Below are 11,455 nucleotides of genomic sequence, written 5' to 3'. Positions count from 1 at the left end.
ATCGTCGCCGAAGACCTCGTGCAGCGATAGGAAGGCGTCGGCAAGGCGCGCCGGGTCGTCGCCCGCCTCCTCGCTCAAGCCCTTCAGGCGCGCGGCCATCGGGTCGCGCACGTCGATCGTCCCGCCCTGCTCGTCGCGCGCCCCGGCATATCGGATCCAGCCGGCCAGCCCGAGCGCCAGCCGCTCGAACGGCTCGCCCGCCGCGAGCCGGTCGCGGATCGTGCCGAGGAGGCGCTGGGGCACCTTCTGCGAGCCGTCCATGGCGATCTGCCAGGTTCGATGCTTCAGCGACGGGTTGCGGAAGCGTTGGAGGAGCTCGGCGCGGTAGGCCGCGAGATCGAAGCCGAAGAGCGGCGGCAGGGTCGGCGCGATCTCGCGTTCCATCATCGCGGTGAGAAGGGCTGCGAAGGGCGCGTCCGCCATCGCCTGCGACACGGTCTCGTGGCCGGCGAGATAGCCGAGATAGGCGAGCGTCGAGTGCGAGCCGTTGAGAAGGCGCAGCTTCATCAGCTCGAAGGGCTCGACGTCGGCGACGAAGCGCGCGCCCCCAAGCGTCCAGTCCGGCCGCCCGTCGGCGAAATGGTCCTCGATCACCCATTGCGAGAAGGGCTCGGTCATCACTGGCCAGGCGTCCTCGAGCCCGAGCCGCTCCGCCACCAGCGCCCGGTCGGCATCGGTGGTGGCGGGCACGATCCGGTCCACCATCGTGGAGGGGAACGGCACCTCGCGGGCGACGAAGCTGCCGAGCGCGGCCCCGCGTAGCTCGGCGAAGGCCGAGACGACGCGCCGCGCCGTCTCGCCGTTGGCCGGAAGATTGTCGCAGGAGAGGACCGTGAAGGGCGGCAGGCCCGCCTCGCGCCGCCGGCGCAGCGCCTCGACCAGAAAGCCCGGCGCCGAGCGGGGCGCGTGCGGATGGGCGAGGTCGTGGACGATGTTGGGATGGGACTCGTCGAGCGCGCCCGTCGCCGGATGGTGGCAGTAGCCCTTCTCGGTGACGGTGAGCGAGACGATGCGCGTGTCGGGCGCCGCCATCAGGGCGAGCACGGCTTCCGGGTCCTCCGGCGCGACCAGCTGGCGCAGGATGGCACCGACGACCTCGAACCGGTCGCCGCTCCCTGAGCGCACCGCGACCGTATAGAGCCCGTCCTGCGGCTGGAGCGCGTCGCGCGTGTCGGGCGAGCGCAGCGACACGCCGGCAATGCCCCAGGCACGGTCGCCATGGTCCAGGACGGCCTGCGTCGCCACCGCCTGATGGGCGCGGTGGAAGGCGCCGAGGCCGAGATGCACGATGCCGATGCGCGTGGCGCTCCGGTCGAAGCGCGGGCGCGCGACATCGGACGGGATCGCGGACAGGGTGGCGTCGGACAGGCGCTGGGTCACGGGAAAAGGGCCTCGCTGGTCTTGGCGGAAGACGGAACGCGCGCGGAAGGCCTCGGGTGTCGCCGTCGCCTCCCCTCGCGGCTACCGTCCCTGTCTTCGACCGACCGAGGAGGGCTGTCAATCGCCGTCGCGGGACGGGTCAGCCGGCGTCGGCCATCGCATCGATGCGCCGCGCGCCCTGTCCAAGTACCCGTTCGAGGGCGTCGACGCCCGCGGGCCGGCCGAGGAGATAGCCCTGAAGAGCCTGGACCTCGAGTTCCGAGAGGATCTCGAGTTCGCCCGGCGTCTCGACCCCCTCGGCCACGACCTTGCAGCCGCAGCGCGCGGCAAAGTCGACGAGGGCGCGGGCCAGCGCCTGCCGCATCGGGTCGCCGTCGAGGCCGCGCACGATCTCCCGGTCGAGCTTGATGATGTCGGGGCGGATCGCGACGACCCGGCTCATCGAGGAATATCCGGCACCGACGTCGTCGATCGCGATGCGCACGCCCCGGTCGCGCAAGAGCGCGAGGGCGGCAAGCAGAGGCCCGTAATCGTCGATCCGCTCGTGCTCGGTGATCTCGAGGACGATCCGGTCGGCCGGGCTTCCCGACAGAAGATCCATGAAGCCGGGCGCGAGGATCGCGGCCGGCGAGGCGTTGATGCCGATCTGCACGCGGTGCCTCGACCAGACCGGCGCGTAGGCCGCCAGCGCGTTGGCGATCGCCCGGTGCTCCAGCTCGATCTGGAGCCCGACCTCGGCCGCGTCGGAGAACCAGGTCTCCACCGGGCGATAGGGGTCGGAGGGGAAGCGCGAGAGCGCCTCGGCGCCGACCGGCGCGAGCCCGTCGAGGAGGAAGATCGGCTGGAAGACGATCGCCGGCCCGCCGTCGTCGAGAAGCCGGCGGATGCGCCCGCGCTTGGCCGCCAGAAGGCTCTCGGCCTGCAGGTCGCGGTCGATGCGCTGCGCGACGAGCCCGGCGAAGGTGCGCATGACGGCGAGATCGCGCTCGTTCAGCGAGTGGTCCGGCGCGTGGCCGAAGCAGCAGAACGTCCCGTAGACCATGCCGTTCGACAGGCGGATGGGGACGCTGAGATGCGAGCCGACCGGCAGCGTGCGGGTCACCGCCAGACGCTGCGCCTCGGGAAAGGCCGCCGTGTCGGGGATGAGTTCGGGGAGCCGGCCGTCGGCGACCCGGCCGCAATAGGTGGTGTCCAGGTGATCGCCGGTCCCCTCGACCAGCGTGTTCGGCGCATCGGCGTCGACATGCCGGAAGACGCGCTGGTCGCCGACGAACTCCCCGATGAAGGCGACGTCCAGTCCGAGGTTCTGTCGCACGAGCCGCAGCATGGCGCGGATGTCGAGGAACCCGTCGAGGGACTGGGGCATGTCATGTCGCTGCATGGGCCGCCGACCTGTCTGTCAGTATTCGCCTGTAGATCGCATGATATCGTTCAAAGGTTGCATATGTGCACAAGCGCGCGGCGGCAACAGCCGAGCGCGCACGAAAAAGCCGCCGGGGATCTCCCGACGGCTCCGCGTCCATTTTTTAAAATGGAGATCCGGCCCAACACCTCGCCAGTACATCCGTGGTCGGACGACAGGCCGGACTTCGGGCGGCGCTTCGACCGAAACCGGGACGCGCCGCCTGACCGAGAGATGGGCGGACCCCGGACCCGTTTCAAGGGGTCCGGGGTCCTGCCTTCGAACCGCTCAGTCGTAGACCTCGATCACGCTGCGCGTCTGCGGGTCGACGATGACCCGCTGGTTGTTGACGACGGCATAGGCATAGCCGTCGTTGTCGGGGATGACATGGTACTCGACGGCCTGCGGCAGCGGCTCGCCGACGACGATCCGGCGCTCGTAGGTGACCGAAGGAATGGTCTGCTGCGTGACATAGGTGCGCACGGGCGCGGGAACGGCGACCACGGTCGCGGCGGGCGCCGCCTCCTGCGTGATGATCGTCGTCGTGGTCTGCGCCAGCGCGGGCGCGGCGATCAGGCTGGCAAGGCCCGCAAGGGCGATCAGTCGGCGCATCGAAGGGTTCCTTTGGGTCATCGAGGACGCCCCTTCAACGCCGGTCAGGACCCGAGGTTGCACGAAACGGCTGCCGCGTCAGTCGCCGCCCTCGTCGGGGATCGCCAGGATATGGCCGCAGGCCTTGCAGTGCACGGCGTCCGGCTCGTGCCGCTCCAGCGCGCAGGCGGGGCAGCGGAAGAACACCTTGTAGGGTCGGAACACGGTCTGCGCGAGGCGCACGAAAAGCGAGATGCCGACGATCATGATCACGACCGAGGTGAGCTTGCCCGCCGGTCCCGGCAGCGTCACGTCGCCGAAGCCCGTCGTCGTCATCGTCGCGACCGTGAAATAGAGGGCGTCGACATAGCCCTCGATGCCCGACCCCTCACGGACGAAGGCCGTGTAGATGAACCCGGTCGCCAGGAACAGGCAGGTCAGGAGGTTGATCACCGCCCGCCCCGCCTCCTCCCATTTCTGCCAGCCACGCCGGCGCAGGGGGCGCCAGAGGACATCCTTGCGCGACAGGGTCCAGAGCCGAAGAATGCGCAGGAAGCCGACATTGAAGAACATCGCCGGCAGGAGGAGCGTCAGCAAGATCAGGGCGTCGACCCAGATCACCGGCCGCCGCGCCCAGGTCAGGAGGTTCGGCGCGGCCAGCGCGCGCGCCGCGAAATCGACGAGCAGGAGCGCCGCCAGCGAGTAGTCGAGCCAGAGGAAGTAGCGCTTCTCCTCCAGCACCGGCGCCATCACGAAGAAGGCGATCACCACGAGATCGACGATCGCGATCCATCCCTGGAAGCGCACCGCCGTCGGATGGTCGGCATGGTACAGAAAATCGAGCCGCCGCCGGAAACGCTGGAAGCGCCCGGACGGCGGGTCGGGATCAGGGCGGGGCGAGGCGGCAGCGTCCATCCCGCCTAGATGGACCGGGACGGACCGGCCGGCCAGTGCCGCCGCCGCGCCGTCCCACGCTCGTCGCCTCAGGCCGCGTCGAGGCTTTCCAGAATGACGTTCTCGTTGGTGTAGATGCAGATCTCGGCCGCGATGCGCATGGCGCGGCGCGCGATCTCCTCGGCCGACAGCTCGGTCTCGGCAAGCGCGCGCGCGGCCGCCAGCGCATAGTTGCCGCCCGAGCCGATCGCGATCACCCCGTTCTCCGGCTCCAGGACATCGCCGTTGCCGGTCAGCGTCAGCGTCACCCGCGCATCCGCCACGATCATCATCGCCTCCAGACGGCGCAGATACCGGTCGGTGCGCCAGTCCTTGGCAAGCTCCACGCAGGCGCGCATCAGCTGGTCGGGATACTGCTCGAGCTTCGCCTCCAGCCGCTCCAGAAGCGTGAACGCGTCCGCCGTCGCGCCCGCGAAGCCGGCAATGACCTTGCCCTCCTTGCCGATGCGCCGCACCTTCCGGGCATTGCCCTTCATCACCGTGTTGCCGAGCGACACCTGCCCGTCGCCCGCCACCACCACCTTGCCACCCTTGCGCACCGTGACGATCGTCGTCCCGTACATCTTCGCCGGGTCGTGCTGGTCCATCATTCTCGTTTCGTCCTTGTTCGTTCCGCGCCCCATATGGGAGCGCCGGGGTGGTGCCAACAGGGGCGCAAGCGGGATGGCGGGGCTGCCGCCCCGGTCCCCGCTCGGGAAGGAATTCCCGAACCCTTCTTTTCGTTTGGGACCCTTTCCAACATCGGGGAAGGCCGGCGGCCCTCCCCGATCTTGGACACAGCCCAATGGAAGGGGGTCCAGGGGAATCATTCCCCTGGCGGGGCCGGGGGCAGAGCCCCCGTCTTCCCCACGCGCCCTCGGTTGGCTCCGCCCCCGCGCTTCTGTATGAAGCGGCGGAACGATCGAGGATGGACGGGCGATGGGCGAGACGGCGGGACGGCGGGATGCGTCGGTGGACCGGGCGACGAAGGAGACGCAGATCCGGGTGCGCGTCGATCTGGACGGCCAGGGCCGGGCGGACGTCGCGACCGGCGTCGGCTTCTTCGACCACATGCTGGACCATCTCGCGCGCCATTCGCTGATCGACATTCGCGCCGAGGCCAAGGGCGACTATCACATCGACGACCACCACACGGTGGAGGACGTCGGGATCGCGCTCGGCCAGGCGATCCGCAAGGCCATGGGCGAGCGGCGGGGCATCCGGCGCTATGCCTCGCTCGATCTGGCGATGGACGAGTGCCTGACGCGCGCGGCGGTCGACGTCTCGGGCCGGCCGTTCCTGGTGTTCCGGACCGAGTTTCCGACCGAGAAGATCGGCACGTTCGACACGCAGCTGGTGCGCGAGTTCTTCCAGGCCTTCGCGATCAACGCGGGCCTGACCTTGCACATCGAGACGCTCTACGGCGACAACTCGCACCACATCGCGGAGACCTGCTTCAAGGCGGTGGCGCGGGTGCTCGGCGAGGCGCTGTCGATCGACCCGCGGCAGGCCGACCTCGTGCCCTCCACCAAGGGCATGCTGGCGTGAGGCGATACCGCATCTTCGAGCCGCCGGGCACGCAAGGGCGGACGGAGGGCGCGCGGTTCCTGCGCGACGGGTTCCGGCCCATCGCCGTGGTTCTTCCAAGCCTCTGGCTGCTCGTGCATCGCCTGTATCTACCAGCCGTCGCGGTGTTCCTCCTCGACGTCCTCGTGATGGTGGCGACGCCGAACGACGACCTGCCGGCGGCCGCCCTCCTGTCGCTCCTCCTCGGCCTCGGGGTGGCGTTGGAAGGCCCATCGCTAATGGCCCGCCGGCTCGCGTGGCGTGGCTGGCGGGATGCCGGCGCAGTGTGGGCGCGGGATGCGATCGACGCCGAACTGCTTTATTACGCAAGCGAAACGACCGAGATGCCGCAAGCTGAACCGTTCGTTGACTGGTCGGGCGGTCCGCGCTCGCCGCTGCGCCCGGGCCAGTCCCTGTTCGACCTCAGGAGCGCGTGACGATGCCGAGCGTCGCCATCATCGACTACGGCTCGGGCAACCTTCGCTCGGCCGCGAAGGCCTTCGAGCGTGCCGCGCGGGAGGCGGGCGACGACAGCCGCATCCTCGTGACCGACGATCCGGCCGAGATCCGCGCCGCCGACCGTCTGGTGCTGCCGGGCGTCGGCGCCTTCGCCGACTGCCGGCGCGGTCTCGACGCGGCGCCGGGACTTCTGGAGGCCCTGCGCGAGGGCGTCGAGCAGCGCGGCCGCCCGTTCCTCGGCATCTGCGTCGGCATGCAGCTGATGGCCGAGCGCGGGCTGGAGAAGACGATCACGGATGGCCTCGGCTGGATCGGCGGCGACGTCGAGCCGATCGTGCCGAGCGATCCGTCGCTGAAGATCCCGCAGATGGGCTGGAACACGATTCACGTGAAACACGCGCACCCGCTGCTCAACGGCATCGCCACCGGCGAGACGGGCCTACACGCCTATTTCGTCCACTCCTACCACCTCGTGCCGCGCGCGCCCGACGAGGTGCTGGCGACCGCCGACTACGGCGGCGCGGTGACGGCGATCGTCGCCAGCGGCAACAAGGCCGGCACGCAGTTCCATCCCGAGAAGAGCCAGACGCTCGGTCTGTCCCTGATCGCCAACTTCCTGCGCTGGAAGCCCTGATGCCCATCCTCTTTCCCGCCATCGACCTCAAGGACGGCGCGTGCGTGCGCCTGAAGCTCGGGCTGATGGAGGAGGCGACCGTCTACAACGCCGACCCGGCCGCGCAGGCACGCGCGTTCCGGGATCAGGGCTTCACGCATCTCCACGTCGTCGACCTCAACGGCGCCTTCGAGGGCCGGGCGGTGAACGCTTCCGCGGTCGAGGCGATCCTCGCCGAGGTCGGGGACACGATGAAGGTTCAGCTCGGCGGCGGCATCCGCACGCTCGCCGACGTCGAACGCTGGCTCGGCGCGGGGCTTGCCCGCGTCATCCTCGGCACCATCGCGGTGCGCGACCCGGCGCTGGTGCGCGAGGCCGCCCGGCGCTTTCCGGGGCAGGTTGCGGTCGGCATCGACGCCAAGGGCGGCAAGGTTGCGGTGGAGGGCTGGGCCGAATCGTCTGAGCTCAGCGTCGAGGATATGGCCCGCCGCTTCGAGGATGCCGGCGTCTCGGCGATCATCTACACCGACATCGACCGCGACGGCATCCTCGCCGGCATCAACTGGGACGCGACCATCGCGCTGGCCAACGCGGTGCGCATTCCCGTGATCGCCTCCGGGGGCCTTGCCTCGATGGCCGACATCGAACGCCTCGCCGCCCCCGAGGCCGCGCTCCTGGAGGGCGCGATTTCCGGCCGCGCCCTCTATGACGGGCGCATCGATCCAAGGGAAGCGTTGGCGCGACTCCGGCGCTGATGTTTCACGTGAGTCACCGGCCGAGCGCCTTTGCAGGGCGCTCCGACGGGGCTAGATTGACGGTATGAACATCCAGGTGCCGACCATCCGAACCGCGGACGACTTCCTGCGGGCCTTCGAGGGGCTCGACGGCAAGCGGGAGTTCGTGCGCGGAAAGGTGATCGACATGATGATCAACGTCTCGCGCAACCACGCGAAGCTGACCACGGCGCTCACGGTATTCCTGGCGCGCGGCCTCGATCCCGACCGGTACGAGGTCGGCGCGGCGGACTTCGGCGTGCGCACGCCCGACGGGGTCCGCTTCCCCGACGTCTACGTCGACCAGACGGGCGGCGACGGGCGCGATCTCGTCGCCCACGCGCCGGTCTTCGTCGCCGAAATCCTGTCGCCCTCGTCCATGGCGCGCGACTTCGGCGAGAAGGTGCGCGACTACACTGCCCTCCCCTCGCTCCTGCACTACCTCGTCCTGTCGCAGGACGAGCCGCGCGTCTGGCTCTGGGCGCGCGGCGAGGACGGGGCGTTCGGCTCGCCCGAGATGATCGTCGGGCGCGAGGAGAGCGTGGCGCTCGCGGGCTTCGGCCTGGCGCTTCCCCTTGCGGACCTTTATCGCGGCATCGCATAAGCGCGGCACACCGGCTCCTGCCCGCCGGACGCGGAACGGAGACGGCTTCGAAGTGACCCTCAAGGCGCGCATCATCCCCTGCCTCGACGTCAAGGACGGTCGCGTGGTCAAGGGCGTCAACTTCGAGGGACTGGTCGACGCGGGCGATCCCGTCGAGGCCGCGCGCGCCTACGACGCGGCGGGCGCCGACGAGCTCTGCTTCCTCGACATCACCGCCTCGTCCGACAACCGCGAGACGATCTTCGATGTCGTCGCCCGCACCGCCGAGGCCTGCTTCATGCCGGTGACGGTCGGCGGCGGCGTGCGCGAGGTCGCCGATATCCGCCGGCTGCTCCTGGCCGGCGCCGACAAGGTGTCGATCAACACGGCCGCCGTGAAGCGTCCCGAGTTCGTCGCCGAGGCCGCCGACAAGTTCGGCAACCAGTGCATCGTGGTCGCGATCGACGCCAAGCGTGTCTCGGCCGCAGGTGAGGCCGGCCGCTGGGAGATCTTCACCCATGGCGGCCGTCAGGCGACGGGGATCGATGCCGTCGAGTTCGCGCGGCGCGTCGTGGCGCTGGGCGCAGGCGAGATCCTTCTCACCTCGATGGACCGCGACGGCACCAAGGCGGGCTTCGACCTCGGCCTGACGCGCGCGGTCGCCGACGCGGTCGCCGTCCCGGTGATCGCGAGCGGCGGCGTCGGCACGCTCGACCATCTCGTGGCGGGTGTGCGCGAGGGCGGGGCGACGGCGGTGCTCGCCGCCTCGATCTTCCATTTCGGCACGCACACGATCGGCGATGCCAAGCGCCACATGGCGGCTGCCGGCATCCCGATGCGGCTCGACGGCGCCTCGACGCCGGCCCCCCTTCCCGTCGCTTCCTGAAAGGCGCTGCGATGTTCGACCTGACCCGGCTCGAAGCGATCGTCGCCGAGCGCGCCGCCTCCCCTGACCCGGACTCCTACACCGCCAAGCTCGCGCGGCGCGGCTTAAGCAAGGTCGCGCAGAAGGTCGGCGAGGAGGCGGTCGAGACCGTGATCGCGGCGCTGTCGGAGGACGACAAGGCGTTGACCGGCGAGGCGGCCGACCTTCTCTACCATCTCCTGGTGCTCCTTCACCTGCGCGGCGTTCCGCTCGCCGACGTGATGGCCGAGCTTCAGTCGCGCACCGCGCGCACCGGGCTTGCCGAAAAGGCCGCGCGGACGCATGGGGGCTGAGGCGGCGGCGATGGACCAGCTGGCGCCTGCGACCCTGTCGCCCTACCACTTCTTCTCGGCGGCCGAATGGGCGACGTTCCGCGGCCGCGAGGCGCTGACGCTGACGGCCGACGAAGTGAGGCGCCTGCGCTCGCTCGGCGACACGATCGACCTCGACGAGGTCGAGCGCATCTATCTCGCCGTGTCGCGCCTCCTCTACTCGCATGTCGAATCCAGCCAGGCGCTGTTTCGCCAGCGCAAGCGCTTCCTGCGCGGCTCGACCCAGGTCAAGACGCCCTTCATCATCGGCATCGCCGGCTCGGTCGCAGCCGGCAAGTCGACCACCGCCCGCATCCTGAAGGAGCTTTTGGCCCGCTGGCCGGGCACGCCGAAGGTCGACCTCGTGACCACCGACGGCTTCCTCTACCCGAACGCGGTCCTCGAGCGCGACGGGCTGATGCAGCGCAAGGGCTTCCCCGAGAGCTACGACGTCGGCGCGATCCTGCGCTTCCTGTCGGCGATCAAGGCGGGCGCCCGCCACGTCACCGCGCCGGTCTACTCGCACTTCTTCTACGACGTGCTGGAGGGCGACCGGATCGAGGTGGACCAGCCCGACATCCTGATCTTCGAGGGGCTCAACGTCCTCCAGACGCGCGAGATGCCCCGCGACGGCAAGTTCGTGCCCTTCGTCTCCGACTTCTTCGACCACTCGATCTACATCGACGCCGACGAGCGCGATCTCCACCGCTGGTATATCTCGCGCTTCATGCGCCTGCGCGAGACGGCCTTCCGGCAGGAGTCCTCGTTCTTCCATCGCTACTCGAAGATTTCGGAAGCCGAAGCGCTGGAGGTCGCCGAACGGCTCTGGGCGACGATCAACGCGAAGAACCTCTACGAGAACATCCTCCCCACCCGCCCGCGCGCCGACCTCATCCTGCGCAAGGGCGGCGACCACCTCGTGGAAGAGGTGGCGCTGCGCAAGATCTGACGGGCAGAGCCCGGCGTCCGGCAGGGCCGGATGACGCCGGGACAAACGACGTGAGTTGACATTCAAATCAACTCAGCCCAACTCCCGGCCCGGCTTCGAACAGGGACGTGGGAACGCCGATGACGATCGACCTCAACCGACGCGAATGGATGATGGGGCTTGCGGCCCTTGGCCTAGCCTCCGCGACGCGCGGCGCGCTCGCCGCCGACGGCGACCTCCTCCGGTTCGGAGCGCCCGAGCCCTTCTCCTTCGACACGCTGGTGGAGCGGGCGCGCGCGCTGGCAGCAAGCCCTTACGTGCCGGAGGTGCCGCGCTCGGCCGATGTCCTCGAGCGCATCGACTTCGACCAGCACTGGCGCATCCAGTACAAGAAGAGCGAGACGCTGGAGCTGAACGACGGCAAGGCGCCGATCCGCTTCTTCCATCTCGGGCGCTACTTCAAGCTGCCGGTCGGCATCCATGTCGTCGAGGGGGGCGAGGCGCGCACACTGCGCTATGACCCCAATCTCTTCACGATCCCGTCGGACTCGCCCGCCAAGGAGCTTCCGGACGATATCGGCTTTGCGGGCTTCCGCGTGCTGGAGCCGGGCTCGGACGCCGACTGGCTGGCCTTCCTGGGCGCCGCCTATTTCCGCACGTCGGGCGAGGACAACCAGTTCGGCATGTCCGCCCGCGCGCTCGCGATCGACGTCGCCATGCCGACGCCGGAGGAGTTTCCGCGCTTCACCGACTTCTTCCTCGAGCCCTCGGCCGACGGCCGGCTGGTCATCACCTGCCTTCTCAACTCCCCGCGCGTCGCCGGCGTCCTGCGCATGGACATAAGCAAGGGCGGGCCGATCGTCATGGACATCCAGTCGCGCTACTTCGCGCGCGACGACATCGAGCGCTTCGGCATCGCCGCCCTCACCTCGATGTACTGGTATTCCGAGACCGACAAGCAGCGCCGCATCGACTGGCGGCCGGAAGTCCA

The 11,455-nt window shown here is 69.5% G+C and carries 14 protein-coding genes; 9 read left to right on the top strand and 5 right to left on the bottom strand.

Going from position 1 to position 11,455, the window contains the following annotated elements; translation table 11 throughout:
• The 5 genes from QZ753_RS09435 to hslV all read right to left on the bottom strand — a co-directional run.
• The coding region (locus QZ753_RS09435) for a mannitol dehydrogenase family protein (RefSeq protein ID WP_294643105.1) at nt 1-1,380 on the bottom strand (1,380 nt) is incomplete at its 3' end.
• Between the two features lie 139 nt (nt 1,381-1,519).
• Nucleotides 1,520-2,746: an EAL domain-containing protein gene (locus QZ753_RS09430; protein ID WP_294643103.1), complete on the bottom strand. Its 1,227-nt coding sequence runs from the start codon at nt 2,744-2,746 to the stop codon at nt 1,520-1,522.
• A 324-nt stretch (nt 2,747-3,070) separates the two neighbouring features.
• Nucleotides 3,071-3,394, bottom strand: coding sequence for a DUF1236 domain-containing protein (locus QZ753_RS09425; RefSeq protein WP_294643101.1), 324 nt, complete (start codon nt 3,392-3,394; stop codon nt 3,071-3,073).
• A gap of 78 nt (nt 3,395-3,472) precedes the next feature.
• Nucleotides 3,473-4,288, bottom strand: coding sequence for a potassium channel family protein (locus tag QZ753_RS09420; RefSeq protein WP_294643099.1), 816 nt, complete (start codon nt 4,286-4,288; stop codon nt 3,473-3,475).
• Nucleotides 4,289-4,356: 68 nt separating this feature from the next.
• Nucleotides 4,357-4,914 (bottom strand): ATP-dependent protease subunit HslV, encoded by a 558-nt coding sequence (hslV, locus tag QZ753_RS09415; RefSeq protein ID WP_294643107.1) that lies wholly within the window; start codon nt 4,912-4,914, stop codon nt 4,357-4,359.
• A gap of 331 nt (nt 4,915-5,245) precedes the next feature.
• Between hslV and hisB the strand changes: the two genes are divergently transcribed.
• The 9 genes from hisB to QZ753_RS09370 all read left to right on the top strand — a co-directional run.
• Nucleotides 5,246-5,854 carry an imidazoleglycerol-phosphate dehydratase HisB gene (hisB, locus tag QZ753_RS09410; RefSeq protein ID WP_294643098.1) on the top strand — a complete coding sequence of 203 codons (609 nt, stop codon included), beginning with the start codon at nt 5,246-5,248 and terminating at the stop codon, nt 5,852-5,854.
• Nucleotides 5,851-6,309 carry a DUF2628 domain-containing protein gene (locus QZ753_RS09405; RefSeq protein ID WP_294643096.1) on the top strand — a complete coding sequence of 153 codons (459 nt, stop codon included), beginning with the start codon at nt 5,851-5,853 and terminating at the stop codon, nt 6,307-6,309. The genes hisB and QZ753_RS09405 overlap by 4 nt, the downstream gene beginning before the upstream one ends.
• 2 nt (nt 6,310-6,311) lie before the next feature.
• The gene (hisH, locus tag QZ753_RS09400; RefSeq protein ID WP_294643094.1) at nt 6,312-6,965 is read left to right on the top strand and encodes an imidazole glycerol phosphate synthase subunit HisH; all 654 of its coding nucleotides are present in this window, start codon (nt 6,312-6,314) and stop codon (nt 6,963-6,965) included.
• A complete protein-coding gene (hisA, locus tag QZ753_RS09395; protein ID WP_294643093.1) occupies nt 6,965-7,699 on the top strand; it encodes a 1-(5-phosphoribosyl)-5-[(5-phosphoribosylamino)methylideneamino]imidazole-4-carboxamide isomerase in 735 nt (244 codons plus the stop codon). The genes hisH and hisA overlap by 1 nt, the downstream gene beginning before the upstream one ends.
• Nucleotides 7,700-7,775: 76 nt before the next feature.
• Nucleotides 7,776-8,321: a Uma2 family endonuclease gene (locus QZ753_RS09390; protein ID WP_294643091.1), complete on the top strand. Its 546-nt coding sequence runs from the start codon at nt 7,776-7,778 to the stop codon at nt 8,319-8,321.
• 52 nt (nt 8,322-8,373) lie between these two features.
• Nucleotides 8,374-9,186, top strand: a complete 813-nt coding sequence (gene hisF / locus QZ753_RS09385; RefSeq protein WP_294643089.1) for an imidazole glycerol phosphate synthase subunit HisF — start codon at nt 8,374-8,376, stop codon at nt 9,184-9,186.
• A gap of 11 nt (nt 9,187-9,197) precedes the next feature.
• The gene (locus QZ753_RS09380; protein ID WP_294643086.1) at nt 9,198-9,518 is read left to right on the top strand and encodes a phosphoribosyl-ATP diphosphatase; all 321 of its coding nucleotides are present in this window, start codon (nt 9,198-9,200) and stop codon (nt 9,516-9,518) included.
• Nucleotides 9,508-10,485, top strand: coding sequence for a type I pantothenate kinase (gene coaA, locus QZ753_RS09375; protein ID WP_294643084.1), 978 nt, complete (start codon nt 9,508-9,510; stop codon nt 10,483-10,485). Before QZ753_RS09380 ends, coaA begins: the two co-directional genes overlap by 11 nt.
• A 119-nt stretch (nt 10,486-10,604) precedes the next feature.
• Nucleotides 10,605-11,455, top strand: an 851-nt coding sequence (locus QZ753_RS09370; protein ID WP_294643082.1) for a glucan biosynthesis protein, incomplete at its 3' end; no start/stop codon positions are given.

Source organism: uncultured Aureimonas sp. (genome assembly GCF_913775355.1).
In the GTDB taxonomy this organism is placed as follows: domain Bacteria; phylum Pseudomonadota; class Alphaproteobacteria; order Rhizobiales; family Rhizobiaceae; genus Aureimonas.
This window is presented reverse-complemented; position numbering and strand designations above follow the sequence as displayed.

Bases quoted from the DNA above. Each gene is read 5' to 3' on its own strand.
- QZ753_RS09430 (WP_294643103.1), bottom strand. From the start codon at position 2,746: ATGCCCCAGTCCCTCGACGGGTTCCTCGACATCCGCGCCATGCTGCGG.
- QZ753_RS09425 (WP_294643101.1), bottom strand. From the start codon at position 3,394: ATGCGCCGACTGATCGCCCTTGCGGGCCTTGCCAGCCTGATCGCCGCG.
- QZ753_RS09420 (WP_294643099.1), bottom strand. From the start codon at position 4,288: ATGGACGCTGCCGCCTCGCCCCGCCCTGATCCCGACCCGCCGTCCGGG.
- hslV (WP_294643107.1), bottom strand. From the start codon at position 4,914: ATGGACCAGCACGACCCGGCGAAGATGTACGGGACGACGATCGTCACG.
- hisB (WP_294643098.1), top strand. From the start codon at position 5,246: ATGGGCGAGACGGCGGGACGGCGGGATGCGTCGGTGGACCGGGCGACG.
- hisH (WP_294643094.1), top strand. From the start codon at position 6,312: ATGCCGAGCGTCGCCATCATCGACTACGGCTCGGGCAACCTTCGCTCG.
- hisA (WP_294643093.1), top strand. From the start codon at position 6,965: ATGCCCATCCTCTTTCCCGCCATCGACCTCAAGGACGGCGCGTGCGTG.
- QZ753_RS09380 (WP_294643086.1), top strand. From the start codon at position 9,198: ATGTTCGACCTGACCCGGCTCGAAGCGATCGTCGCCGAGCGCGCCGCC.
- coaA (WP_294643084.1), top strand. From the start codon at position 9,508: ATGGGGGCTGAGGCGGCGGCGATGGACCAGCTGGCGCCTGCGACCCTG.